Origin of the sequence: Nocardia brasiliensis (assembly GCF_011801125.1) — a bacterium.
In the GTDB taxonomy this organism is placed as follows: Bacteria; Actinomycetota; Actinomycetes; order Mycobacteriales; family Mycobacteriaceae; genus Nocardia; species Nocardia brasiliensis_C.
Genome location: NZ_CP046171.1, coordinates 7,863,156 through 7,889,034 on the forward strand (window position 1 = coordinate 7,863,156; position 25,879 = coordinate 7,889,034).

A 25,879-nucleotide genomic window follows, 5' to 3' on the forward strand; every position below is an offset into this window, starting at 1 on the left:
CTCAGGCCGCGACCGTCGCCGGTTCCTCGGCGAACTGGGTCCGGTACAGCTCGGCGTACCGGCCCTCGGCGGCCAGCAACTGGGTGTGGTCGCCGCGCTCGATGATTCGGCCATCCTCCAGCACCAGGATCTGGTCGGCGGCGCGAATGGTGGACAGCCGGTGCGCGATCACCAGCGCGGTCCGGCCCGCGAGCGCCTCCGTCAGCGCCTCCTGCACAGCGGCTTCGGAGGTGGAGTCGAGCGAGGCGGTCGCCTCGTCCAGGATGACAACGCGCGGCTGCTTCAACAGCAGGCGGGCGATGGTCAACCGCTGACGCTCGCCGCCGGAGAGACGGTAGCCGCGCTCACCGACCACGGTGTCGAGCCCATCGGGCAGCGACTCGACCAGCTCGCGTAACCGGGCGCGCCGCAGGGCATCCCAGAGTTCGGCCTCGGTCGCCTCCGGGCGGGCCAGCGCCAGGTTCGCCCGGATCGTGGTGTGGAACAGGTGCCCGTCCTGGGTCACCAGGCCGACCGTGTCCCGCAGCGACGTGGTGGTCAGCTCTCTGACGTCGGTGCCGTTCAGTCGCACCGCGCCGCTGTCCACGTCGTACAGGCGCGAAACCAGCTGCGCGACCGTGGACTTGCCCGCACCCGACGAGCCGACCAGCGCGATCAGCTGACCGGGCTCGGCCCGCAGCGAGACATTGTGCAGGACCTCGACGCCGCCGCGGGTGTCGAGCGTCGCGACGTCTTCCAGCGAGGCGAGCGAGACCTTGTCGGCGGCGGGATAGCCGAAGCAGACATTGTCCAGTTCCACCGCGACCGGCCCCTCGGGCACCGCGACCGCGCCCGGAGCATCCTCGATCAGCGGCTTCAGATCCAGCACCTCGAACACCCGCTCGAAGCTCACCAGCGCGGCCATGATCTCCATCCGGGCGCTGGCCAGCGCGGTCAGCGGGGTGTAGAGCCGGGTCAGCAACAGCGACAGCGAGACGACCGCACCCGCGTCCAGCTGACCGCGCAGTGCGTACCACCCGCCGAGGCCGTAGACCAGGGCGAGCGCGAGCGCCGACACCAGGGTCAGCGAGGTGACGAAGACGGTCTGCAGCATCGCGGTCCGGACGCCGATATCGCGGACCCGGCGGGCGCGCAGCTCGAACTCCTCGGACTCCTGCCGCGGCCTGCCGAACAGCTTCACCAGCGTCGCGCCCGGTGCGGAGAACCGCTCGGTCATCTGCGTGCTCATCGCCGCGTTGAGGCCGGCCGCCTCACGCTGCAGCCCGGCCAGCCGATTGCCCATCCGACGCGCGGGCACCACGAACACCGGCAACAAGACCAGGGCCAGCACGGTGATCTGCCACGAGATCCGCACCATCACCGCCAGCGTGAGCGCCAAGGTCACCAGGTTCGTGATGACGCCGGACAGCGTGTCGCTGAACGCGCGCTGCGCGCCGATGACGTCGTTGTTCAGCCTGCTGACCAGCGCGCCCGTCCTGGTCCGCGTGAAGAACGCGACCGGCATCCGCTGCACGTGATCGAACACCGCGGTCCGCAGGTCCAGGATCAGCCCCTCGCCGATGCGCGAGGACAGCCACCGGATCAGCACGCCGAGCACGGCATCGACCACGGCGATCACGCCGATCGCGACGGCCAGGGTGACGACGACGCGGGGCGCGGCCCCGCCGACGATGTCGTTGACCACCCGCCCGGCCAGCACCGGCGTCGCCACGCCGAGCAGCGCGGCCAGCACGCTGAACAGCAGAAACGCCCCGATCCGGCGCCGATGCGGCGCGGCGAACCGCAGAATGCGGCGCGCGGTGGCGAGGCGGAACGGCCGCTGCTCCTCCGGCGCGTTGGCCCGCCGGTACATCTGGCTCCACGCCACCGATTCGATACTCACCGTCTGCTTCCTTTCACTCCCCACCCATCCAAGCCTTCGGCACCGACACTAAGACCTCAACAAAGGTTGAGAGCAAGCCCTTCCCGCCACCGTTCGCGATGGTTCGTCACCTCGGGCCGCGGCACGCGTCGCGTGCGGAACCGGGCCTAGGCTGGCGTGGTGACCGAGGATCGGATGCCGGCCGCGTTGGCGGGACGCCTCGCGGGTGAAGTCGACACGTCCGAGCGGCGGCGGGCGGAGTACTCGTCGGACGCGTCGAACTATCGCGTGCCGCCGCGGGCGGTGATCTTTCCGCGCACCGACGAGGACGTGCGGACCACGCTCGAGTTCGCTCGCGCGGAAGGCCTGCCGGTGACCGCGCGCGGCGGCGGGACCTCGGTGGCGGGCAATGCCATCGGCGCCGGGCTGGTGCTCGACTTCAGCAGGCACATGCGACAGATCATCGAGCTGGATCCGCAGGCCCGCACCGCGCGGGTGCAACCGGGCGTGGTGCTCGCGCAACTGCAAAGCGCGGCAAAGCGATACGGCCTGCGGTTCGGTCCGGACCCGTCCACCCAGAACCGGTGCACGCTCGGCGGGATGATCGGCAACAACGCCTGCGGACCGCGCGCGGTGGCCTGGGGACGCACCTCGGATACGGTGCGGGAGCTGCGCATTCTCGACGGCACCGGAACCGAGCGGCGACTGGCGAACGACCTCACCGTGCTGCCCGGTCTGCCCGAGTTCACCACGGCCAACCTCGCGGTGCTGCGCACCGACCTCGGCCGCTTCGACCGGCAGGCCTCCGGCTACGGGCTGGAACACCTACTGCCGGAACGCGGTTCGTCGATCGCGAAGGCGTTCGTCGGGTCGGAAGGCACCTGCGGCCTGCTGCTGGACGCGACGGTCGAGCTGGTCCGGCTGCCGCGCGCGAGCGTGCTCACGGTGCTCGGCTACCCCGATATCGCCACCGCCGCAGACGATGTCGCCGCGGTGATGGCCGGCAAACCGACGGCCGTCGAAGGCATCGATGCCCGGCTGGTCGACGCGGTCCGCGCGCATCGTGGCACGGTGCCCGAGCTGCCGCGTGGCGGGGGCTGGCTGTTCGTCGAGACCACCGGCGACACCGAGGACGAGGCCATGGCCGCCGCAGACCAACTGCGCCGTGGCGTCGGCGCGCTGGACGCGCGCATCGTCACCGATCCGGTTGCCGCGGCGGCGCTGTGGCAGATCCGCGCGGACGGCGCCGGGCTGGCGGGCCGTACGCCGGACGGGCGCCCGGCCTGGCCCGGCTGGGAGGACGCGGCGGTGCCGCCGGAGCGCCTCGGCGCCTACCTGCGTGAGTTCGCCGAGCTCACCGCCGCCCATGGCGTGGAAGGATTGCTGTACGGCCATATCGGCGACGGGTGCATCCATGTGCGCCTCGATCTCCCGATCGCCGAAGCCCCGCAACGCTTCCGGCGGTTCCTCTTCGACGCCGCCGAATTGGTGGTGCGCCACGGCGGCTCGCTCTCGGGCGAGCACGGCGACGGTCGCGCGCGCTCGGAGTTGCTCGCGCTCATGTACTCCCGGCCGGTGCTCGATGTATTCGCCGGGTACAAGGCGCTTTTCGACCCCGACGACGTGCTCAACCCCGGCGTGCTGGTGGCGCCGCGGCCACTGGACGCCGATCTGCGGGTGGCCGGACTCGCGCCGCTGCCCAGCGCGGGCGGGTTCGCCTTCCCGCACGACGACGGGGACCTGAGTACCGCGGTGCACCGCTGCGTCGGTGTCGGGAAGTGCCGGGCGGACACCCGCGCGAGCGGCGGCTTCATGTGCCCGTCCTACCTGGCCACCGGGGACGAGAAGGACAGCACGCGGGGCCGGGCGCGCGTGCTGCAGGAGGTGGCCCGCGGCGCGCTGGCTTGGTCTTCCGACGCGGTGGCCGAGTCCTTGGACCTGTGCCTGTCCTGCAAGGCGTGCGCATCGGACTGTCCGGCCGGAGTCGATGTCGCCACCTACAAGTCCGAGGCACTGCATCGACGTTATCGGCGCAGGCCGCGGCCGATCGATCACTACTCGCTCGGCTGGCTACCGCGCTGGCTGCGGTTGGCCACCATGGTCCCGCGCGCCGCCAACGCACTGGCCGAGATCGGGGTCCTGCGGCGCATCGGCTTGCGCGCGGCCGGGATCGATCCGCGCAGGCCGGTGCCGCGACTGGCCGCCCGTAGCTTCCGCCGGATCTGGCGCGACCACGGCGGCGAGCCCCCCGCGCTCGACCCGGCGCACCTCGACCAAGCACATTTGGACACAGCACATTTGGACACTGCGCACCACGACCAAGGCAACGCACCCGCGGCACGACCCGAGGTGATGCTGTGGGTGGACACCTTCACCGACGCGTTCGATCCCGAGATAGCCATGGCCGCAGCGCGATTGGTGCAGTCGCTCGGCTATCGGGTGCGCATTCCCGCGCGCCGGGTGTGCTGCGGGCTCACCTGGATCAGCACCGGGCAATTGGACGGTGCGCGGGCGCGGCTGCGCGCCACGCTCAACGCGCTCGACGAACATGTTCGCGGCGGCGGCGTCGTGGTGGGCCTGGAGCCGTCGTGCACCGCCGTGCTGCGGTCCGACCTGCCCGAACTGCTTCCGGACGACCCGCGCGCGGCGCCGACCGCACGGGCGGTGCGCACACTCGCGGAATTCCTGGCCGAACAACCGCGGTGGCGCCCACCGCGCCGACCGGACCTTTCGGTGGTGGTGCAGCCGCATTGTCATCACCATGCGGTGCTCGGCTTCGAGGCCGATCGCCAACTGTTAGCCGCAATGGGAATAACGGTGACCGAAATCACCGGATGTTGCGGTCTTGCCGGAAACTTCGGAATGCGGCGCGGCCATTACGACATTTCGGTCGCGGTGGCCGAGAACGGCCTGCTGCCCGCGCTGCGCAGCGCGGACGCGGAGACGATATTGCTGGCCGACGGTTTCTCCTGCCGCACCCAGGCGGGGCAACTGGCCGGTCGGCCCGCCCGTCATCTGGCGCAATTCCTGGTGCGGGAGTGAGGCTTTCGCGCCCACATCGGCGATCGTCACGACGCGGGCGCCACCCCGATCAGCTGCCGAAGGGCAGGGTGCCCGGCGGGATCTGGTAGCCCGAGCTGCCCGCGGAAACGCCACCCCAGGCGTTGAGCAACCAGTTGAGCACGTTGGTGATCATGCGATACCTCCATAAGGCGACCGGGGACGATAATCGGCGCGCCGAGCGACAGAGCACACAACTCTGCCAGCTGTTTGCCGATCGCTCGAATATCGCGACCCCCATTACTCGCGTTACAAAATACCGACACGCTGTGGTGATGCCGCATCGGCATGACCGAAACGCCGAATACCGTTGCGCACGCACGATTTCCCGAGCCGCGGCGGGCCGATCACGGGCGAGCGCGGCGATCGGGCAGAATATGGCGATGCACATCGCGACGGTCGAGGCGGGCAACGGCCGGGCCAGGACCGTCACCTCGGACCGCCCGATCGACCTGGCCGGCACCATCGCCCCGCTGCGCCGGGGCAGCGCGGATCCATGCCATCGCACGACCAAGGACGGCGCGCACTGGCACGCCTCGCGCATGGCGTCCGGACCGGTCACCTACCGGCTGACCCAGTCGGGTCCGTGCGCGGTAGCGGCCAAAGCCTGGGGCCCCGGTGCCGAGGAATTCCTGGACGGCCTCGCGCACATGCTCTGTCTGGACGAGAACTTGGACGGCTTCGCGCCGGATCATCCCAAGCTCGTCGAGGCCCATCGCCGGTTTCCCGGATTGCGCATGCTGCGCACCGGTTTGGTCTTCGAGGCGCTGGTACCGGCGGTGCTGGAACAGAAGGTGCACACCGTCGCGGCGCGCGCCTCGTGGCGAAAGCTGGTGCGCCAGTTCGGCGAACCGGCGCCGGGGCCGGCGCCGGATGGCATGCGGCTTGCCCCGGACGCCGAAACCTGGCGGCGGGTGCCGTCCTGGGCGTTCCACCGGGCCAACGTCGGCCCGCAACGCGCGCAGACCATCGTGCGCGCGGCCAGGGTGGCGAGTTCGCTGGAACGCGCGGCCGACGTCGACCCGGTCGAGGCGGCGCGCAGGCTCCGCAGCATCAGCGGCATCGGCGAGTGGACCGCCGCCGAGGTCGCCCAGCGCGCGTTCGGCGACGCGGACGCGCTGTCGGTCGGCGACTTCCACCTCGCCGCCGTCATCGGCTGGACCCTGCTCGGCCACGCGATCGACGACGACACCATGGTCGAATACCTGGAACCGCTACGGCCACACCGGTATCGGGCGGTCCGACTGCTGGAGATCAGCGGTCAGGCGCACAGGCCCAAGTTCGGGCCGCGCACCCCGATCACCGATCACACCTGGCACTGACCGCTCAGAATTCGCCGAGCACGCCGAAGACCGTGCGGCCCGTGTGCGCTCCGCTCTGAATGCTGTGCAGCACCTTCTCCGCCTCGGTGATCGGCGCGACCTGGGTCAGCGCCGAAAGATGCTGCGGGCGCAGCTCCTTGCCGAGCCGGGCCCACAGTGCGCGGCGCTTGTCGATCGGCAAGTTGACCGAGTCGATGCCGAGCAGGGCGACATTGCGCAGGATGAACGGCAGCACCGTGGTCGGCAGTTCCGCGCCACCGGTCAGGCCACTGGCCGCGACCGCGCCGCCGTAGCTGACGGTGCTGAGGATGTGCGCGAGCGACTTGCCGCCGACGCTGTCCACCGCACTCGCCCAGCGCGCCTTGCCCAGCGGCCGCGGCTTGGCGTCGGGGTCCTCGGGCAGCCTGCCGATCACCTCGTTGGCGCCGAGCTCGCTGAGCAGGTCACCGGCGTCGGTCTTGCCGGTGGACGCGACGATCTCGTAGCCGAGCCCGGACAGGATATCGATGGCGACGCTGCCGACACCTCCGGTCGCGCCGGTGACCAGCACCGGTCCGTCGTCCACGGTGAGACCGCGGTCGATCAGCGCCTGCACGCTGAGCGCCGCGGTGAAACCGGCGGTGCCGAGCGCGGCCGCGTCCCGCGGGCTCAGTCCGTCGAGCTTCACCACCCATTCGGCGGGCACCCGCGCGTATTCGGCGAACCCGCCGTGGTGCGAGACACCGATCTCGTAGCCGTGCGCCACCACCAGATCGCCGGGCGTGAAGGCGTCGTCCGCGGAGGAGACCACCTCGCCGGTGAGATCGATGCCCGGAATGATCGGGTACTTGCGCACCACGCCGCCACCGGGGGTGATGGCGAGTCCGTCCTTGAAGTTCGCACTGGAGTAGTGCACCTTGATCGTCACGTCACCAGGCCCGAGGAATTCCTCGCCCACCTCCTGCTTGGTGAGAACGATCCCGCTATCCGATTCATGCGCCACCATCGCCCAGAACTCCATGCGGACGAGCTTAATGGGACAGCGCGTCCGGAGCCCGGCTTCGCACCGCGCCGATCTCAATTGGTGAAACGGCCCGAGCGGCCTACTCCTGGGCCAGCTCCAGCCGCACGCCGAGCAGCCGCACCGGGCGGGTGAGGTCGAAGCGATCGATGATGCGCAGGGCGGTTTCGCTGATCTCGGCGGGGTCGATGGTGGGCACGCGCAGCTTCTCCTGCTTGCTACGGGTGTAGAAGGTGCTGGTCCGCACGGTGACCGAGACCCGGGTGCCGATCCGGCCCGCCTCGGCCATCTCCTCGGCGACCTCGGTGGCAAGGCGCGCGACCTGGGCGCGGATCTCACCGGGTTCGGTGAGGTCGCGCGGAAAGGTCTCGGATTTGCTGCGGCCCACCGGAACCCGGGGTTCGGTGGTCACGTCGGTGTCGCCCTTGCCGTGGCCGAGCACCCACAGGTACGGGCCGGTGGTGGGGCCGAACTCGGCGGCAAGGCGCTGCCGGTCGGCGGCCATGAGGTCGGCGACGGTCTCGATGCCGAGGTCGACGAGGCGGGCGGCGATCCGCGCGCCGATGCCCCACAGCGCGGTCGTCGGCCGGTGCGCCATCACCTCGGTCCAGTTGGCGGCGGTGAGCCGGAAGACACCGGTGGCCGCGCCCGCGCCCGGCTCCGGGGCCGCGTCGGTCTTGCCAGTGGATTTGGCGAAGCCGGTGGCGAGCTTGGCGGTGAGCTTGTTGTCCCCGATGCCGACCGCGCAGGTGAGCGCCAATCCCTCGATGGCGGCGCGGATTTCAGCTGCCAGCCGCTCCGGGTCGTCGGTGTCGGCGGCGAGAAAGGCCTCGTCCCAGCCCCACACCTCGACCCGGCCGGGAAAGCCGCGCAGCAGTGACATGACCTCGTCCGAGGCCGCCTCGTAGGTGGCCATGTCCAACGGCAGGAACACCCCCTCCGGGCATTTGCGCTGCGCGCTGCGCAGCGCCATGCCTGCCCGGACCCCGAACGCGCGTGCCGGATAGGACGCGCAGGTGACCACCTTGCGCGGCTCGGTCGGGTCGCCGTTGCCCCCGACGATGACCGGCAGGCCGCGCAGTTCCGGGTGACGGCGGAACTCCACCGCCGCCTGGAACTGATCGAGATCGACGTGCAACAGCCATCTGGCCATAGCTCCGTCTTACCGCACAGGGGCGACAAGCAGCGGATTTCCGCGCGATCAGCCGCCGACGACGGCCCAGAGCAGGCCACGGACGTACCATCTTCCTGAGCCGAAGCAAGGGGGCATCGATGACCGAGCACCGCGGCAGCGATCCAACCGGCCGCGGCCGGACACCGGGTGCGTCCGACGCGGGGGACAAGCCCGCCACCCTGCCCGTGATCCGCGTGGGGGATGTGGACCGGGAGACCACCGCGCGGCTGCTGCATCTCGCGGTCGAGGAGGGCAGGCTGGATCTGCCCGAGCTGGACCGCAGATTGGTGGCGGTCTACGCCGCGCGGACCAGCGCCGATCTGATGGCCGTCACCTCGGATCTGCCGAGCGCCGCGGTGGCGGGCGTACCGATCGACCTGCGTACGGGCAGCGGCACCCGCAAAAAGGCCGGGCAGTGGATCGTCCCGGCCGAACTCAACGCCGAATGCGCCTCCGGCAGCATCGTCATCGACTTCACGCGCGCCATCTGCCCGCATCCCGAGGTCACGGTGCACGCCTCGGTCGGGTCGGGCAGGATCACGCTGGTCGTGCCGCGGGGCTGGTGGGTGGACCTGGACCGGGTGCGGAGCAAGAGCGGCAGCGTGCGGAACAAGGCGATCGGGACCGTGCGGCCGGGCGCGCCGCTGCTGCGGGTCGATGGGCAGGTCCGCTCCGGCACCCTGGTCGCGAAGTATCCGCGCAGGCCGCGACGGTCGTTCGCGGACTGGTTGCGCGGCCGTCCACGCCCCGTGGACTGAGCTCTTTCCGACCTCCCTTTCACACCTGACCATTGCCGTGCCGGAAAAACAGAACTAAATTCTGGTTGTGAAGATTCGAGATCGGTTGCTGTTGGCGGCCGAGCGGCAGTTCGCGGAGCGGGGGGCGCTGGAGACGACGCTGGCCCAGATCCGCGAGGCCGCGGGGGCCAGTGTCGGCGCGCTCTATCACCACTTCCCGGACAAAGCAGAGCTGTACCGACAGGTGTGGGCGCACGCGCTGGCCGACTACCAGCAGCACTTCTGGGCGGTGGTGGGCGAGAGCGCCGACGCGCGCGCCGGCGTCACCGCCGGGGTGCGCGCGCACTTGCGCTGGGTGGCCGAAAACCAGTACCGGGCACAGGTTCTCACCGCCGCTCGACCGCCCGGCGTGCGCGAGAGCGAGAGCAATCGGGAGTTCCTGCGCAACGTCGCCCGCTGGTGGCGCACCCACGCGGGCTACGGCGCGGTCCGCGACCTGCCGCTGGATCTGGTGTACGCGCTGTGGCTCGGTGCGGCGCAAGAGTATTCGCGCCAGTGGCTCAGCGGCGCCGTCCCCGCCGGCCCGCTCGAAGTCGCCGACGATCTCGCCGACGCGGCCTGGCTGAGCCTGGCCGCCGCCCCCTCCGACGCCGCGCGGCCGAGCACCGCGGCGCGCACGAAAGGCAGCCCATGACCTCGATGATCGACCTGGACCTCGCCAAACAGGTCCTCGCCGCACAACCTTTCGCCGAGCTGGTCGGCACCGAGATCACCGGTTTCGGTCCGGGCACGGTGACCTTGACCATCCCCATCCGCCCGGAACTGGCTCAGCAGTTCGGGTTCGTGCACGGCGGCGTGCTGTCCTACGCGGCAGACAACGCGCTCACCTTCGCGGCGGGCACCGCGCTCGGCGCCAACGTGCTCACCGGCGGATTCACCATCACCTATCTGCGCCCGGCCGCGGGTGTGCGGCTGCGCGCCGAGGCGACGGTCACCGACGCGACCCGCCGCCAGGCGGTGGTCCGCTGCGAGATCTACGCCGAGAGCGCCGACGGTGCGGCGGTGCTGTGCGCGGTGGCGCAGGGCACCACCCGCGCGGTCGACCGCGCGCTCGCGACACAGGACTCGTGAACGCTTGCCGGTCCGTCGCGGATGGGCCGGACCGTTAGTCGTTCAGGTATTCGCCGACGCATCCACTTCGGCGGGTGCACCATCGAAACCCGCTGTGCCGTACGCGTTCTCGGTATCGACCGACGTACCGGCGAGGCGCCGCAGCACGGCCGCGAGCAGCGTGGGACGCAGCCCGGCGTCGGAGCGGCCCGCGACGATTCCGTCCGGGCGGACCAGCAGCGCACCGCCCTCGGGCAGACCGGTGCGCTCGGCCCACGCCGCGGTCGGGATCGCGTGCACGGTGATGTCGATACCGGTGACCCACTGCGCATCCCACACCGCGTCGCGCCACGCCGCCGACGTGCCCGTGGCGAGCAGCGCGAAGCCGGGCCCGCTCAGGTCCAGGGTCGAAATCCGCTGTGCCCGATCGATCCACTCGTGCGGCACCCTGGTACCGACCTGGCCGGTGAGCCTTTCCACGTGCGCCTCGCCCGCGTCACCGCCGAATAGGGCGGCAGAGGCGTACCGATACCTGGTCATCACCGTGTCATTGGTCAGCTGACGGGCGAGATCGGCGGCGTTGTCCGCGGTGGGTACGGCGTAGCGGGTGTCGAAATCGGTACCGAGCCGGGCCTGCTCGGCGGCGACGAGCGCACGCGGGCGGCGCTCGTCCTGATAGCTGTCGAGCAGATCCGGGCCCGCGGTACCGGACAGCACCGCGGCGAGCTTCCAGATCAGGTTGTGCGCGTCGGCGATTCCGGTGTTGGCGCCGTAGCCACCCCACGGGGCGTGCCGGTGTGCGGCGTCACCGGTGAGGAACACTCGGCCCCTGCGGTACTCGTCGGCGACGAAAACTCCGGTGTCCCAGGCGGTCCGGCCGAGCACCTCGACATCGATGTCCGGCATGCCGATCGCGGCACGCACCAATTCGACACACCGTCGCGGGGTGTAGTCGGCCAGACCTGCTGTGGTCGGGTCGTATTCGAGGTGGAACGACCACTCGTCGGTGTTGTTCTTGCTGAGCACCAGGCAGCGCACCGCGTCGTTGTCGATGGCGCACTGACTGAAGGTCCGTCCCCGCAGCACGCCGGTGAGGTCGGTGCGGACGAAGGCGTTGATGTAGTGCTGGGTTGGGGGCAATGTCGAGCCGCTGATGCCGAGTCGCCGCCGGATCGGACTGCCGCCCCCGTCGGCCGCGATCAGGTAGTCGGCCCGGACGACGGTGCTGGCGTCGTGCTTGTCCCGCAGCGTCGCGGTGACGCCGTCGCCGTCGGCGACGAAGTCCACCAGCTCCACCCCGAAACGCAGGTCACAGCCGCGCTCCCGGGCCAGCTCGGCGAGCAGCGGCTGTAGCTCGTCCTGTGGCAGGAAACAGAACGACGACGGACTCGGTTCGCGCTGTGCCATGGTGCGCATGAGGGCGGTGAGGTCCAACGGCTCGGCCGTGGTCAGCGTCGCGCCCCGGCTCGCGCCGCCGAAGTGCCCCGCCTGCAGCACCCGCGCCGCAGCCTGCTGCACCCTGGTTTCGATGCCGAGCTGGCGGAACAACTCGACGGTGCGCGTGTGCACGCCGCGGGAGCGCGGCAGCACCGAGGCGTCGGTGCGCTTCTCGACGAGAATGGCAGGCACGCCGTGGTATTCGAGAAAGAGCGCGGCGCACAACCCGACCAGGCCGCCGCCGGCGATGAGGACCGGTGTGTGCTGGGTGGATGTCATGTATTCAGGCTCCGCGCAGCCGCTTGCACCACACTTGCGTCCCGGTGACACAGCGCGGGGCCGGGCACGCTCGGTGCCCGGCCCCGCGGCTGCTCGATCAGGCGGTGGCGGCCAAGGTCCGTCCGTCCAGCGCCGGTTCGGCGACCGGCTCGATGGCGTAGGCCAGGATCTCGGCCACGTCGGCGACGGGGCGAACATCCAGTGCGGCAAGCACTTCGGCCGGGACATCGTCCAGGTCCGGCTCGTTGCGCGCCGGAATGAACACCGTCTTCAAGCCGGCCCGCTGGGCCGCGAGCAACTTCTGCTTGACGCCGCCGATCGGCAGCACCCGTCCGTTCAGCGTGACCTCACCGGTCATGCCGACATCGGCGCGCACCTGCCGGTCCAGGGCCAGCGACACCAGGGCCGTGACCATGGTGACACCCGCGGACGGTCCGTCCTTGGGCACCGCGCCCGCCGGGAAGTGCACGTGGATATTGCGATCGAGCACCGACGGCTCGATGCCGATCTCTTCCAGGTGCGAACGGACGTAGGTCAGCGCGATCTGCGCGGACTCCTTCATCACGTCGCCGAGCTGACCGGTCAGGGTCAGCGACCGCTCGCCCTCGGCGGCATTGGCCTCGATGTAGAGGACGTCGCCGCCGAGCCCGGTGACCGCCAGTCCGGTGGCCACACCGGGAACGGCGGTGCGTTCCACCGAATCCGGGGTGAACCGCGGCCTGCCCAGGTAGTCCTTCAGGTTGCCGAGGTCGATCGTCAGCGACGCCACCGGCACGTCGTACCCGAGGTCGGCGCCGTAGCCGAGCTCGACCACCTCGGATTCGGCTGCCGCCGTGGCGGTCGCGTCCTCGGACAGCCGAGTCGCGGCCTTGCGCAACGCCTTCGCGATGAGTCGTTCCATCTGGCGCACGCCGGCTTCCCTGGTGTAGTTCGCCGCGATCTCGCGCAGCGCCGCGTCGGTGACGCGCACCTCGTCGGCGGTCAGCGCGTTGCGTTCCAGCTGCCGCGGCACCAGGAACTCGCGCGCGATGGCGACCTTGTCGTCCTCGGTGTAGCCGTCGACGGTGATCAGCTCCATCCGGTCCAGCAGCGGGCCGGGGATGGTCTCCATGACGTTGGCGGTCGCGATGAACAGCACGTCGGACAGGTCGAGGTCCAGATCGAGGTAGTGGTCGCGGAACGTGTGGTTCTGCGCCGGATCCAGCACCTCGAGCAGCGCGGCCGCCGGGTCACCACGGAAGTCCGAACCGACCTTGTCGATCTCGTCCAGCAGGACAACGGGATTCATCGATCCCGCTTCTTTGATCGCGCGCACGATGCGGCCGGGCAGCGCGCCGACGTAGGTGCGCCGGTGCCCGCGGATCTCGGCCTCGTCGCGCACGCCGCCGAGCGCGACCCGCACGAACTCGCGGCCCATGGCCCGCGCCACGGATTCACCGAGCGAGGTCTTGCCGACACCGGGCGGGCCGACCAACGCGAGCACCGCGCCGGAGCCGCGGCCGCCGACGACCTCCAGGCCGCGTGCGGCCCGCCGGGAACGCACGGCCAGGTATTCGACCATGCGGTCCTTGACCTCGTCCAGGCCGTGGTGATCGGCGTCGAGGACCGCGCGAGCGGCCGAGACATCGGTGCGGTCGGTGGTTTTCACCGTCCACGGCAGCTCGAGCACGGTGTCCAGCCAGGTCCGGATCCAGCCGGATTCCGGGCTCTGATCGCTGGCCCGCTCCAGCCTGCCGACCTCGCGCAGGGCCTCCGCACGCACGTTGTCGGGCAGGTCGGCCTGCTCGATCCTGGTGCGGTAATCGTCGGCGCCGTCAGGTTCGTCCTCGCCGAGTTCCTTGCGGATCGCGTTGAGTTGCTGCCGCAGCAGGAACTCGCGCTGGCTCTTCTCCAGACCCTCGCGCACGTCGTCACTGATCTTCTCGGTGATCTCGGCCTCGGCGATGTGGTCCTTGGTCCACTCGATCAGCGTGTGCAGCCGCTGGGTGACATCCGGGGTCTCCAGCAGTTCGCGTTTCTGCTCGTTGCTCAGGTACGGCGCGTAGCCCGCGGTGTCGGCGATCGCGGACGGGTCGCTGAGCTGGTTGACCGCGTCGATGATCTGCCAGGCCTCGCGGCGCTGCAGCACGGAGACGACGAGCTTCTTGTATTCGGCGGCAAGCTCTTTGGTCCGGCCGTCCGCGGCGGGTGTCTGGACCGGCTCGGCCTCGACCCACAGCGCGGCACCCGGCCCGGTAACCCCGTGACCGATCTTGGCGCGCCGTTCCGCCTTCAACACGGCCGCGGGCGCGCCACCGCGCATCCGGCCGACCTGCTCGATAGTGGCGACCACGCCGTAGGAGGCGTAGCCCTCGGTCAGGCGCGGCGCGAGCAGCACGGCGTCGGTCTTGGCGGCCCGCGCGGCATCGATCGCGGCCTGCGCCGATTCGTCCAGTTCGATGGGCACGACCATGCCCGGCAGCACGATCGGATCGGTCAGGAACAGCACCGGCAGGTTCTGAGGTGTAGTCACGTGTTCGACCCTTCCAAAAGTTGAGCGATACCAACTCAACCCCACCCCCTCCGGCTTTGTTCCACCACCTCCCCGCTGTTCGCTGAGGGCGAATCGGGGCACCTAACCGGGCGCGGGTCGACGCGGCCCGGTCTGCGCTCACCCGGGCTCGGGGTGGGCAGGGCTCACGAACGCCGCGGCTCGAAGTGCAGCGCGATGATGCCGCAGTCGAAGGGGGTGGCGCCGACCGCGCGCAGGCGCTGGTAGGCGCCGGGGGCGAAGACCGGCATGCCGGCGCCGATGGCGGTGGCGTTGACGAACAGGTGGATCTCGTCGACGAGTTCGGCGGCGAGCAGGGCGGCGACGAGGGTGCCGCCGCCGTAAACGATGAGGTCGCCGCCGGGCTGCGACTTCAGCTCGGTGATGATCTTCGTGAGGTCACCGCCCGCCACCGTGGCGTTCTCCCAAGGCGATTCGGTGAGCGAGTTCGAGATGACGACCTTGGGGGTGTTGTTCATCCAGTCGATGGTCTCCTGGTCCTCGCCGTCCTCGGGGGTCCGGCCCGCCCAGGTGGGGATGAAGCCCTCGGCGAGGTTGCGGCCGAGCACGATGGTGTCGACCGGCCGCATGATCTCGGCGATGTAGGCGCCGACATCGGCGGTCCACGGGAAGGTCATCCAGTCCATCTCCCCGTTCGTGCCCGCCATGTAACCGTCGACGGTGGTCTGGACCTGGAGCTTGAGCTTGCGCATCGCATTTTCCTTTCGGGGCCGGGCCCGGTGCGGGCCCGCTGTTCTGGCGTGCGTTCACAGTGCCGGAGGGGGCTTACGGATTGTTTACGGTCGCTTCGAGCCGGCCCACAGTCCGCACCGCGACGCGAACTGGCCGACCATCGCCATCACCCGGTCGTGTCGATGCCGATCCGCAAACCACGACCCCAACTCCAGCTCTGCCGCCGCCACTTCCGTCGAGTCACGCTGACAAGCGGGTTCCTGACCCGGGATTTGCCGGGCTCGTTGCTGGCCAGGCAAATCACCGCAGCCTCAGGATCGGCGCGGCGGTATCTGGAACGGCGAGGATTTACGAGGAGTTCGTAGCGGCGCTGCGCACCTCGATGACCGATAGCGAAGTAGCCGAGCACCTCGGCGGTAGCCTGTCCGGGATCCGGCGGCGCGCGACGCTGCTGCTGTTGGATGCCTACGGTGAGACCGTGGCACTGGCTACGCCGCCGCTGATGAACCTTGTCTCCACGTCGGCGCTATTGCCCACGGCGGCGCAGGGCTTCGAACTCGGCGAGGCGCGCCATCAGCTGACGGAAGTCAGATGGTCACATCCTCGATCGAATACGCGAAAGTAGTCGACCGGGCCGAGTGGAGGTCAGCTCCTTGGCCGGCGCACGTTGTCGTCGTACCCGTCCAAATAGTTGCCTGCCGGGTCGTAGTCGGTGACGGTGTACATCTGCATCCCATGATTCGGATTAGGTTTGCAGGCCACACCGACGCCCAGCTTTTTGGTGGCCGCCCACACGAGCTGGGTGAAGTTCTCGGTGCTGCCTCGACCGGGTTGAACACCCGGATTGTCGAAGTTGTAGTTGTTGATCTCGCTGTACCAGGACCCAGCCACTGCCTCAGCGGTCGGCAGCCTCTGACCAGCTATCCATGAAATGTTTTGGCCGTAGCGACCCGGATCGCCGCCCCCTGGCTTCTCCTGCCCACCATGTTTCACTTGGCCGTCGGGACCGACGGCCAAGTGGTCGGCCCATTTCTGTGCGGCGTTGCTCGCGTCCTTGTCCAGCACCAAGGGCGGAGAGCCATGCCTGGCCCGCAGCATGTTGTGAGCACGCAGCATGTCTTGGCTGAATGCCTGTATATCCGGACACCCCTTGACCGGAGCCGCAGTGGCTGAACTCGCAGCTGGAACGGTCAATAGCGTCACCGCAGCCGCTGCGAGAACCACCCGCCCGCTCAACCGGATACCAGTCACAGTTGGCTGCCCTCTCCTCATGTCCCGCTGCGCTTCAGCTGGGAACTTGCGAGAAGTAATCGTTCCGCAGGCGGTTTCGGATGGGGACATTCTCGGTCACGATCGCGAGTCGCGCTGCTAACGCTTGATTGCCGAGCATCGACTCGCAGATCGACGGCAGTGTCTCTTCGCGCCCTCGCGCAACTCGCCCGACGTCGGCCTCGACGGTCGGCCACGGCCCATGTCCCGCCCCTGCCGGGTGCGCCGGGCCGCGTTGACACTCGCTCCGGCGCAATGACAATGTTGGAGCCTCGATACCTCATACCGGCGGTTCCGCCGGCTCGGCCTAGGGAGATCCATCGATGAGTTCGCTCGCCGCAGGCGTGTTCATCGATTGGGAGGAGTTGACCGGTCAGTCCAAGTTCGTGGTCGATCTGATCACGTTCCCGATCTTCAGCGCGCTCGCGGGCTGGCTGACCAACTGGACCGGCGTGCTGATGCTGTTCTGGCCGGTGCGATTTCGCGGCGTCCGGATTCCCGGGCTGCACGTGCTGTACCCCTATTTTCCGCGCCGGGTACAGGTGCTGCCGACGTTCTCCGGGGACGGCCGCAGGCTCGGCTTCCAGGGTTTCATTCCGGCCAGGGCCGAGAAGATGGCCAGCATCTGTGTGGACAAGGCGCTGATGCGGATCGGCAGCCCACGCGATTTCATTCACGAGCTCGATCTCGACGGCATCGCCGACTACGTGGCGGTGCTGGCACGCAAACAGGTACAGCCGCTGGTCGACGAGCTGATGTACCGGGAGAATCCGGACCTGTGGCGCACGGTCCCCCGCGCGGCCAAGCAGATCATCTACCAGCGGGTGGACCGGGAACTGCCCGCGCTCTCGCGCCGCGCGTTCGAATCGCTGGGCGACAACGTCGATCAGCTGATCGATATCAAGAGCTTCGTCATCAGGTATCTGCAGGACAACCCGGACATCCTCAAGGACCTGACCACCACGATCGCGGCCCCCGAGCTGCGGTTCATGGTGCGGATCGGGCTGCTCGGCGCTCCGTTCGGGCTCGCGCTGGCGCTGTATATGCATGTGCACCACCGGGTTCCGGTGCTCGGCTGGGTGCCCGGTTGGGTGATCGTCCTGCTCGCCTCGGCGGCGATCGGCGTGATCGTGAACGTCATCGCGGTGAAGATGGTGTTCGAGCCCGGCGATCCGCAGCCCTGGTACAAGTACCTGTGGCAGCAGGCGCTGCTGGCCAAGCGGCAGCCGCAGGCGGCCACCGACCTCGCGCACATCCTGGCCTACCAGGTGCTCACCCTGCCTAACCTGTCCAGGGAGTTGCTGGACGGACCCAACGGTGACAAGACCCGCCAGCTCCTGGAACGGCTCATCTCCGACGAGATCCATCGTCAGCTCGGCCCGACCACCTCGATCGTGCGCGCCGCGCTCGGACGACGTCAGTTCGCCAATCTCAAGGCGGGCGCGGCCGGCGCGGCGGTCGGCCTGGCGCCGACGCTGGTCGAGGACGAGGAGTTCACCCTCGAACAGGCGAAGACGATCGATGTCTTCGCGGCCCGCAAGCTGCGGCAGCTGACACCGGGGGAGTTCATGGAGATGTTCTATGCCTCGGTGGAGCAGGACGCGTGGCTGCTCTATCTGCACGGCGCGGTGCTCGGCCTCGCGGTCGGCGCCTCGCATCTGATCATCTTCGGCTGGTGAGCGCCGGAGCTCGATTATCCGCCCGGCGTAAATACAAGCACGCATGCTTGCATTTTTCTGGGGGCGCTGCGATGCTGAACCGGCGCGACACCCGAGGCGGTGTCCCGGCCGGTAAGGAGCAGGGGAAAGATGGCTGACCTCGAAGCACTGCTCGGCGATTTCGCCGAGGAATGCGCCGACCTGGAACGAATCGTCGCCCCGCTGGCGGCCACCGAGTGGACCCGCGCGACCCCGGCACCCGGCTGGACCATCGCCCATCAGATCGGCCATCTGGCCTGGACCGACGAGGTCGCGACGGTCGCGGCGACCGATGCCGCGGAATTCCAGCGGCTGGTGACCGAGGCCGGGCCGAAGGTGCTGACCTTCGTCGACGACGCGGCCGCCGCGGCGGCGAGCGCGCCCGCGGCCGAGCTGCTCGAGCGCTGGCACCGTGGCCGCAAGGCACTGACCGACGCGCTGCGCGCGGTACCGGCGGGCACGAAACTGCCGTGGTTCGGTCCGCCGATGAGCGCCGCCTCGATGATCACCGCCCGCATCATGGAGACCTGGGCGCACGGCCAGGACGTCGCCGACGCCCTCGGCGTGACCAGGGAGCCGACCGCCCGGCTGCGCACGGTCGCCCATATCGGCGTGCGCACCAGGAACTTCGCCTACACCGTGCACGGCAAGACCGCGCCCGCCGAGGAATTCCGAGTGGAGCTGACCGCACCCGACGACACGACCTGGTCGTGGGGGCCCGAGGCCGCCGCACAGCGGGTGAGCGGGCCCGCGCTCGACTTCTGCCTGCTGGTGACCCAGCGCAGGCACCCGGACGATCTGGCGATCGTCGCGACGGGCCAGGACGCGGCCGAATGGCTCACCCTCGCACAGGCTTTCGCCGGACCCACGGGCGCGGGCCGCACACCGGGGCAGTTCGCCTGACCCGGAGACGACAACGACGGCCGGATGCGCGCATTCGGCCGTCGTCGGCACCCGACCAATCCGAGGATTCGGGAGCCGGCGAGCGCCACACTTGGGTGCGCCGTTCGTATCGGCCGGACGCCATTGGCCGGGTGTCTCGATGTGGCAGTCGAGAATGACGCTCGCCAGCTGAATTACTGTTTACCCGCGCTAGACCTGGTGGAAACATAAACCACCCCGAAGTTTCGAGCGCGACCGTACCGACCGGACCCGGCCCGACTGTGATCCTGCTCTCCCGCCCCCGGCGCCTCCTCGCCCGCGCCCGTAACCTGGAGAACCGTACGGCTTTCAACGATGCGGGCCGCTGCCGGGTAACTGAGCGGACGGAAGGAACGCATCGTGAGAACACACAAGCCTGCCCACATCGCGCGGCATGCCGCGATCGTGCTCGCCGGTGCCGCGAGCCTCAGTCTCACCGTGGTCGCGGGCGCCTACATCGTGCACCAGATCGCCGACACCCAACGGCCCAGCGGCCCGGTCGCCGCCCCGATCGCCGCGCCCGCAACGGAATTCGAGCACGAGACCGTGCGCGTCGAGCCGGTACTGACCAGCGGCCGCCACGCGCTGCCCGCGCCGCGGCTGCCACGACTGGACGACAGCGCCGATCCGGCGTCGAAACCGGCTGGACCGCAGACCGATTCGACACGCACCGCGCGAGACCCCGGGATCGGCGGACGGTTGCTGTTCGGCGAGACCTACCTCGGTGCGCGGTTGGCCGCAGGCCCCGCCGAGTCGATCTCGTTCACCGTGGACACCAACGCGGTCACCGTGCTCGCCGGCTTCTTGCCGTCGGACCCCCGGCGGGCGACGACCGGCGACACCCGGCTGTGCACCGAATTCGACACGCGCAGTGGCGCGGTCGTATTCCTGCTGACCGATCCGACGCTCGGTGCGCACGATCTGCGCCTCGACGACGCGACACAGCCGGACCCCGAGCAATCGATCGACGCGTGAATCCCACCAGGGACAACAGTGCGAGCACGTATGGGACTTCGGGACAGGGCCTAGGGTGCTCGATATGCCGCACAGCATGTACGACTTCTGCGTGATCGGCGGTGGCATCGTGGGGGTGGCGACCGCGCACCGCATTCTGCGCGAACACCCCGGTGCGAGCCTGGTGCTGCTGGAAAAGGCCGCGACCCTGGCCACGCACCAAACCGGACACAACAGCGGGGTCATCCACTCGGGTATCTACTACCCGCCCGACAGCCTGAAGGCGCGACTGTGCAGGCAGGGCGCGCGCTGGACCAAGGAATTCGCGGCGGCGCAGGGGATCGCGTTCGAGGTCTGCGGCAAGCTGCTGGTCGCGACGGACGCGGCCGAGCACCGGCGGATGCTCGCGCTGCACGAGCGTTCGGTGACCAACGGCGTGGCGGTCGAGCTGATCGATGCCGCCGAGTTGCGCAGGCGAGAACCGCGGGTACGCGGCGTCGGCGCGCTGTTCGTGCCCGACACCGGCATCGTCGACTACACCCGGATCACCGCGGCGCTGGCCGCCGAGGTGACGGCCGCGGGCGGGCGTCTGGTGTTCGGCGCCGAGGTCACCGCGCTCGCCGAGACCGACAGCGCGGTCACCGCTAGCGGACCTGCCGGATCGTGGTCGGCGCGAACCCTGGTGGTGTGCGCCGGTCTGCAGGCCGATCGCCTGGCGCGGATGGCCGGTCTGCGCAACGACTTTCGGATCGTGCCCTTCCGCGGCGAGTACTACCAGCTGCCGCCGGAGCGGGCCGGGCTGGTGCGCACGCTGATCTATCCGATCCCCGACCCGGAGCTGCCGTTCCTCGGCGTCCACCTGAGCCCGACCATCGACGGCACGCTGACCGTCGGCCCGAACGCGGTGCTCGGACTGGCCAGGGAGGGCTATCGCAAGGGCAGCTTCGACGCCAGGGACGCCGGCGCGGTGCTCGGATTTCCCGGCGTGCACCGGGTGGCCAAGGCCAATATCCGGACCGGTTTGCGGGAGTTGCGCAACTCGGTGTTCAAGCGCGGGTACCTGGCCGAGTGCCGCAAGTACTGCCCCGAGCTGACCATGGCGGACCTTCGACCGCGCGAGGCGGGCATCCGCGCGCAGGCGGTGCTGCGGGACGGCACCCTGGTGCACGACTTCATGATCGAGCGCACGCCGCGCTCGATCCATGTGCTCAACGCGCCGTCACCCGCGGCCACCTCGGCCATGCCGATCGCCGAGCACATCGTCGCTCAGCTCTGACGAACAGAACAAACCAGACGGTTCGATAGCCACGCTGACCGGCGCGCAACGCGTAAGCAACCGCCCGGTCGTCATGGGAGAAAGGCGCGTGCCGAATCCGGCGCAACCTCTCCAATAAAGAGGAGAGCTGTAGTACTTTTAACGCCAGTCGTGGAAATGGGAGGGCCCGTGGGCCACATCAAGTACGCGAGTGACGTCGGAGCGCCTGTCGAGGTCGCCTTCACCTATACGGACAACCACCTGTTCGTCCCGGATTGGATGTTCGGGGTCGCCGGCTTCGAACCCGCCGGGGAACTGGACCACGGTCTCGGCGCGACATTCACCACCACCACTCGACTACTGATGCTCTGGCGCCCGACCATGACATGCGAGGTCACCGAATATCGCCGCAACGTCGTGATCGGGTATACGCTGCGTGGGCGTTTATCCGGGACCTTGACGCTGCGCTTCGACCCACTCGGTTACGGGAGGTCGGTGCTGACGTCGGAGGCACACTACAGTCCACCGCGCGGCTTCGCGGGGCGTCTGTGTGCCGGTCTGGTGGACTCCGCCGTGAAATCGGCGCTCCGCCGCACCGAGTCCCAATTGCGAAGGGAGATAGAAGAATTCCACGGTACCGATCTTGTCGGTCGGATTGCGTAGGGTGCCAGCCATGATCATCGTGAGCACCGACGGATCCTGCCTGCGCAACCCCGGCGGCGCCATCGGCTGGGCGTGGGTCAATCATCAGGGCTCCTCGTCCAGCGGCGGCGGCGCGTCCGGCACGAACCAGGTCGCCGAGCTGCGCGCGGTACTGGAGGCGATTCTCGCCCATCCCGGCTCGGAACCCCTACTGATCGAAAGTGATTCGCTCTACGCGATCAAGTGCGCGTCGGAGTGGATCTCCAGCTGGCGGCTCAACGGCTGGCGCACCTCGACCGGTGGCGCCGTGAAGAACGTCGAACTCATCCGGCAGATCGACAAAGCAATCGCCAGCAGACCGGGCCCGGTTCGATTCCGTTGGGTCCGTGGCCATGTCGGCAACTACTTCAACGAGCAGGCCGACGCGCTTGCCGGAGAAGCGGCTCGGAAGGCGGCCGTCTCGGCGGCCGTTTCCGAGGCGAACACCGCGGAAATCCCCGCGGTGACTGTGGAAGAGGCGCCGGCGGTGCCGGAGGTGTTGCCGCACAAGCCCGAACGGCTACCCAAACCGGCTGCCGTCTCGGGACAGGCCGCGGGGAAGGCGGCCGCGCCGTCGGCGCCACAGGCATTGACGCTGTTCTGATCGGAAGAACAGCCGCCCGAATGACCTCCGGCGGTGGTGGCTCGGCCCACCGCCGGAGGCGCTCGGCGAACTAGGATCCCGGGCTCAGTTGCCCGGGGCCGGGGTGGGCTGCTCGTTCGGAGCGGGCTGGCCCTCCGGCGCGGCGGGCACGTTCGGCGCGGGCGCACCGGGCAGGCCGGTGCCCGCCCCCTTCAGCATCGGCGAATCGAGCTTCTCGACCAGCCACTTGTCGCCGGACTTGGTCAGCTGCGCGATCACCACGACGAACTGACGCTCCGGATTCGACTGGGTGAAGTTGGTCCGGTACTGCGTCAACGTGACGAGCACGTTCGCCGAGGTCTTGTCGCCGGACTGGTAGCCGCACTGCACGTCGTCGACCCAGGACTTCACCTTCGCCTGCACCATGGCGTCCTTGAGCGCCTTGGTCGCGTCGTCGAACTCCTTGAGGAATTCGCCGCTCGCGCCGGACTTCACCTTGGTGAAGTAGCCGTCGAGGTCCTTCGAGTAGTCATAGATCGAGACGTCCTTGCCGAACGAGCACGCGGTGTTGGTGGCCTCGCGGATCGCGTCGAGTTTGTCGCCGCGATCCTTGCCCTGCAGGAAGAACACCACCACCGCGGTGATCGCCGCGACCGCGAGCACGCCCGCGACGAAGGCCGCGATCAACGGCGTCGAGCTGGACCGGTTCGAGCCGCTGGGCTGGGCCGCGGCCGTGCCGGGATCGGCCTTCGGTGTCGTGACCGGCTCGGTCTTGGCGACCTGCTCGGTCGGCTGCGCATCCTTCTTGGTCAGATCGGTCGCGGCGGCCGCGGTCTCGGACTTCGCTGCCGCACCGCCCTCATCCGTCGTGGCATCGGCCACGGTCTCGGCATCCTTGTTGGTGTCGGCATCGTCGGTGGACATCGATACAAACCTGCACTTTCCCGGCGCGCGGGCGCACCGATCGACTGACGGGCCCGCATCTCGGGCGAACCGTACGCGTTCTACCGGCGAGTATGCCCGGACCCGCGCGGTATACGCGGGGCCGGGGCCACTCACCGCACCGGGGGCATGGTCCGTTCGTTCGGATCGACACCCGGCGGCATGTGCGCGCCGTTGTTCGGCACATCTGGACGCGGCGCGTTGGCGGCGCCGCGAATGTACATGCCAGGAGGCGGATTCTCGCAGTAGTTCCACTTCGGAATCGAGCCGTCCTGCACGGTCTCGTTACGGATCTGCGGGGTGTCGTAGGTGCAGAACGGGCGCGGCCACAGATCCAGGATCGCGTGGAACTCACCGTCGTGCGCCGGCACACCGAGCGCCTCGGCACCCGCCGCGAGCGACGGGAACAGCGCACGCAGCGCGGGCAAGCGCAGCTGCGCGGCCTTGGTCATGGCCGAGAAATTGGCGGCCAAGCTGGTGATCGGGTCGCTGGTCTTGTCGAGCACCGCACCGAGACCGGCCAGCTGCCCCGGTGCCCGCTCCAGCACCCCCTGCAGCTCGGCGTTCGCATTGTTGAACTGCTCGAACAGCGTGCCGGAGTTGCGGGTCAGCGTCGCGAGATCGGGCTGGGCGTTGGAGGTGGTCTCGGCGATCGTGCGCAGGTTGGTGATCAGGTTGGTGGTCTGCGGCAGCAAGCTGTCGAAACCGGCCATGGCCAGGCTGATGCCATTGACCATGCCGCGCAACTGATCCGGCCCGCCGCTCAGCGCGGTGTCGAGCTCGCTGAGGATCACACCGAACTTCTCCGGGTCGACCTGCGCGATCAGCGCGCTGGAGTTGTCCAGCACCGACCACACCGGGGTCGGCGTCTTGATCTTCGCCGCGTCGAACGCGATCACCGCGCCGTCACCGAGATACGGCCCCTGCTCGGTGCCAGGGCGGAAGTCGATGTACTGCTCGCCCGCGCCGGAGAGCGCCTGCACCGAGATGTCGGTGTCGACCGGGATCTTGAACTTGCTCTCGATCTGGGCCGCCGCGGCGATGGCCTGGCCGCGATCGGTCAGCTTGATCGAGGTCACCTTGCCGATGCGGTAGCCGCGCAACGTCACGTCGTTGCCCGGCTGCAGCCCGCCGGAACGATCCAGGTTCACAGTGACGGTGTAGCTGGAGCGCAGCGGATTGACCCGCATGACGCTCACCATCAGATAGGCGGCGCCGATGACGAACACCAGCACCAGGCCGAGCGAGGACAGCACCAGCTTGTGCTCTTTCAGCTTCGCGATCACCGGTGACCCCCCTGCACTCGGGACTGCACGATCTGCAGCACCTGGATCAGGCTGCCCGCGAAGTCCTGGAAGTCCTGCAGGTCTTGCAGCCTGCCGTGCTCCGGGTCGGTCAGCGCGCTGAGGTCGAGGTTGGTCGCGGTCGCGTAGACCGCGAAGCTCTTGCCCTTGAAGGTCGCGTCGAGCTTGGGGCGCAACGTATGTGCCCGGTCGAGCAGGATCTCGAGGTTGTCGCCGGTGGCCGAGAGCGCGTCCATCAACTGCCGGGTGTTGTCCAGCAGGCTGGCGAGCTGCTCGCCGGAGCTGTCGGCGTAGTCGCCGAGCGCGGCGCTGGTGGTCGAGACCTTGGTCAGCAGATCACCGATGGCGCGGTTGTTCTCCGCGATCGCGCCGATCATTTGCGGCAAGGTGTCGGCCACCTGGCCGAGCTCGTTGCGCCGGGTCTCGATGGTGTTGGCCAGCGCGCTGAATTCGTTCAGCACCCCGTCGACCTTGGCGCTGTTGTCGTTCAAACTGCCGACCACGCCGGTCATTTCGGTGATCAGGTGCGACAGCTGGCCGCCGCGGCCGCCGACGATGGAGTCCAGCTCCGAGGTCAGCCTGCTCAGGCTGGCGACGCCGCCGCCGTTGAACAGCATGGAGATCGAGATCAGCAGCTGCTCGACCGTCGCGCCCGCCGAGGTCTTGTCCAGGCCGAGGGTGGCGCCGTCGCGTAGCAGGGCCGCGCCCGGTTCGGTCTTCGGCTTGGACACCGCGATGAACACGTCACCGAGCGGGGTCGCCTGGCGCAACTCGGCCGTGCTGCCCTCCGGCAGCTCGATGTCCTTGTTGATCTGCAGATCGACGACCGCCTGGAAGTTCTTGGTCGTGATCTTGGAGACCACGCCGACATCCGAGCCGCCGATCTTCACCTTCGCCTGGTCGGGCAGGTTCAGCGCGTTCTCGAATACCGCGTGCACGGTATAGGTTTCGTTGCCGACGCCCGGTTTGGGCAGCGGCAGCTTCTCCACCGTGAGACCACACCCTGAGGTGACCGACACGGCGGCCACCGCCGCCACCGCCATCAGCGCCCGTCGTGCCTTGATCGTCAT

General features: G+C 69.1%; 22 protein-coding genes. 12 read left to right on the plus strand and 10 right to left on the minus strand.

The features are described 5' to 3' along the window. Window position 1: 1 nt before the first annotated feature. A complete protein-coding gene (locus F5X71_RS36080) occupies window positions 2–1,882 on the minus strand; it encodes an ABC transporter ATP-binding protein (protein ID WP_167466006.1) in 1,881 nt (626 codons plus the stop codon). A 174-nt stretch (window positions 1,883–2,056) separates the two neighbouring features. Here F5X71_RS36080 and F5X71_RS36085 point away from each other — a divergent pair, with 174 nt between their 5' ends. Then, window positions 2,057–4,903: an FAD-binding and (Fe-S)-binding domain-containing protein gene (locus tag F5X71_RS36085; RefSeq protein ID WP_167467001.1), complete on the plus strand. Its 2,847-nt coding sequence runs from the start codon at window positions 2,057–2,059 to the stop codon at window positions 4,901–4,903. A 401-nt stretch (window positions 4,904–5,304) separates the two neighbouring features. Continuing rightward, complete coding sequence (locus tag F5X71_RS36090) at window positions 5,305–6,243, plus strand: DNA-3-methyladenine glycosylase family protein (RefSeq protein ID WP_167466007.1); 939 nt, start codon at window positions 5,305–5,307, stop codon at window positions 6,241–6,243. A gap of 4 nt (window positions 6,244–6,247) precedes the next feature. Here the strand turns inward: F5X71_RS36090 and F5X71_RS36095 are convergent, their stop codons facing one another. Together F5X71_RS36095 and F5X71_RS36100 are read right to left on the minus strand one after the other, a co-directional pair. Further along, the gene (locus F5X71_RS36095; RefSeq protein WP_167466008.1) at window positions 6,248–7,243 is read right to left on the minus strand and encodes an oxidoreductase; all 996 of its coding nucleotides are present in this window, start codon (window positions 7,241–7,243) and stop codon (window positions 6,248–6,250) included. 82 nt (window positions 7,244–7,325) lie between these two features. Then, the gene (locus F5X71_RS36100; protein ID WP_167466009.1) at window positions 7,326–8,396 is read right to left on the minus strand and encodes a DNA polymerase IV; all 1,071 of its coding nucleotides are present in this window, start codon (window positions 8,394–8,396) and stop codon (window positions 7,326–7,328) included. 119 nt (window positions 8,397–8,515) lie between these two features. Here F5X71_RS36100 and F5X71_RS36105 point away from each other — a divergent pair, with 119 nt between their 5' ends. The 3 genes from F5X71_RS36105 (at window position 8,516) to F5X71_RS36115 (ending at window position 10,285) form a co-directional block, all read left to right on the plus strand. After that, complete coding sequence (locus F5X71_RS36105) at window positions 8,516–9,175, plus strand: DUF1707 domain-containing protein (protein ID WP_167466010.1); 660 nt, start codon at window positions 8,516–8,518, stop codon at window positions 9,173–9,175. A gap of 67 nt (window positions 9,176–9,242) precedes the next feature. Next, window positions 9,243–9,848, plus strand: a complete 606-nt coding sequence (locus F5X71_RS36110; protein WP_167466011.1) for a TetR/AcrR family transcriptional regulator — start codon at window positions 9,243–9,245, stop codon at window positions 9,846–9,848. Next, on the plus strand, window positions 9,845–10,285 hold the full coding sequence (locus F5X71_RS36115) for a PaaI family thioesterase (protein WP_167466012.1): 441 nt from the start codon (window positions 9,845–9,847) through the stop codon (window positions 10,283–10,285). Before F5X71_RS36110 ends, F5X71_RS36115 begins: the two co-directional genes overlap by 4 nt. A gap of 42 nt (window positions 10,286–10,327) precedes the next feature. Here the strand turns inward: F5X71_RS36115 and F5X71_RS36120 are convergent, their stop codons facing one another. The 3 genes from F5X71_RS36120 to F5X71_RS36130 form a co-directional block, all read right to left on the minus strand. After that, the gene (locus F5X71_RS36120) at window positions 10,328–11,980 is read right to left on the minus strand and encodes an FAD-dependent monooxygenase (protein ID WP_167466013.1); all 1,653 of its coding nucleotides are present in this window, start codon (window positions 11,978–11,980) and stop codon (window positions 10,328–10,330) included. 97 nt (window positions 11,981–12,077) lie between these two features. Further along, window positions 12,078–14,432 carry an endopeptidase La gene (gene lon, locus F5X71_RS36125; RefSeq protein ID WP_238816086.1) on the minus strand — a complete coding sequence of 785 codons (2,355 nt, stop codon included), beginning with the start codon at window positions 14,430–14,432 and terminating at the stop codon, window positions 12,078–12,080. Window positions 14,433–14,656: 224 nt separating this feature from the next. Beyond that, window positions 14,657–15,223: a dihydrofolate reductase family protein gene (locus F5X71_RS36130; protein WP_167466014.1), complete on the minus strand. Its 567-nt coding sequence runs from the start codon at window positions 15,221–15,223 to the stop codon at window positions 14,657–14,659. Window positions 15,224–15,585: 362 nt separating this feature from the next. Between F5X71_RS36130 and F5X71_RS36135 the strand changes: the two genes are divergently transcribed. Beyond that, entirely contained in the window at window positions 15,586–15,828 is a 243-nt protein-coding gene (locus tag F5X71_RS36135; protein ID WP_167466015.1) for a hypothetical protein, read from the plus strand. Between the two features lie 20 nt (window positions 15,829–15,848). Here F5X71_RS36135 and F5X71_RS36140 read toward each other — a convergent pair whose 3' ends face one another. Continuing rightward, window positions 15,849–16,454 carry a CAP family protein gene (locus tag F5X71_RS36140; RefSeq protein WP_167466016.1) on the minus strand — a complete coding sequence of 202 codons (606 nt, stop codon included), beginning with the start codon at window positions 16,452–16,454 and terminating at the stop codon, window positions 15,849–15,851. Between the two features lie 341 nt (window positions 16,455–16,795). On the opposite strand from F5X71_RS36140, the gene F5X71_RS36145 reads away from it, so the two are divergent. From F5X71_RS36145 to F5X71_RS36170, 6 genes are all read left to right on the plus strand, one after another. Next, entirely contained in the window at window positions 16,796–18,151 is a 1,356-nt protein-coding gene (locus F5X71_RS36145) for a hypothetical protein (RefSeq protein WP_167466017.1), read from the plus strand. Window positions 18,152–18,280: 129 nt separating this feature from the next. Continuing rightward, the gene (locus F5X71_RS36150; protein WP_167466018.1) at window positions 18,281–19,072 is read left to right on the plus strand and encodes a TIGR03084 family metal-binding protein; all 792 of its coding nucleotides are present in this window, start codon (window positions 18,281–18,283) and stop codon (window positions 19,070–19,072) included. A gap of 378 nt (window positions 19,073–19,450) precedes the next feature. Then, window positions 19,451–20,065 (plus strand): hypothetical protein, encoded by a 615-nt coding sequence (locus tag F5X71_RS36155; RefSeq protein ID WP_167466019.1) that lies wholly within the window; start codon window positions 19,451–19,453, stop codon window positions 20,063–20,065. A gap of 64 nt (window positions 20,066–20,129) precedes the next feature. After that, window positions 20,130–21,320 carry an L-2-hydroxyglutarate oxidase gene (gene lhgO / locus F5X71_RS36160; protein ID WP_167466020.1) on the plus strand — a complete coding sequence of 397 codons (1,191 nt, stop codon included), beginning with the start codon at window positions 20,130–20,132 and terminating at the stop codon, window positions 21,318–21,320. Window positions 21,321–21,488: 168 nt separating this feature from the next. Beyond that, window positions 21,489–21,962: an SRPBCC family protein gene (locus tag F5X71_RS36165; protein WP_167466021.1), complete on the plus strand. Its 474-nt coding sequence runs from the start codon at window positions 21,489–21,491 to the stop codon at window positions 21,960–21,962. Window positions 21,963–21,972: 10 nt separating this feature from the next. Beyond that, on the plus strand, window positions 21,973–22,584 hold the full coding sequence (locus F5X71_RS36170; RefSeq protein WP_167466022.1) for a ribonuclease H family protein: 612 nt from the start codon (window positions 21,973–21,975) through the stop codon (window positions 22,582–22,584). An 84-nt stretch (window positions 22,585–22,668) separates the two neighbouring features. Here the strand turns inward: F5X71_RS36170 and F5X71_RS36175 are convergent, their stop codons facing one another. From F5X71_RS36175 to F5X71_RS36185, 3 genes are all read right to left on the minus strand, one after another. Beyond that, window positions 22,669–23,487, minus strand: a complete 819-nt coding sequence (locus F5X71_RS36175) for a hypothetical protein (RefSeq protein ID WP_167466023.1) — start codon at window positions 23,485–23,487, stop codon at window positions 22,669–22,671. A 131-nt stretch (window positions 23,488–23,618) separates the two neighbouring features. After that, complete coding sequence (locus tag F5X71_RS36180; protein ID WP_167466024.1) at window positions 23,619–24,791, minus strand: MlaD family protein; 1,173 nt, start codon at window positions 24,789–24,791, stop codon at window positions 23,619–23,621. After that, complete coding sequence (locus tag F5X71_RS36185) at window positions 24,788–25,879, minus strand: MCE family protein (RefSeq protein ID WP_167466025.1); 1,092 nt, start codon at window positions 25,877–25,879, stop codon at window positions 24,788–24,790. Before F5X71_RS36185 ends, F5X71_RS36180 begins: the two co-directional genes overlap by 4 nt.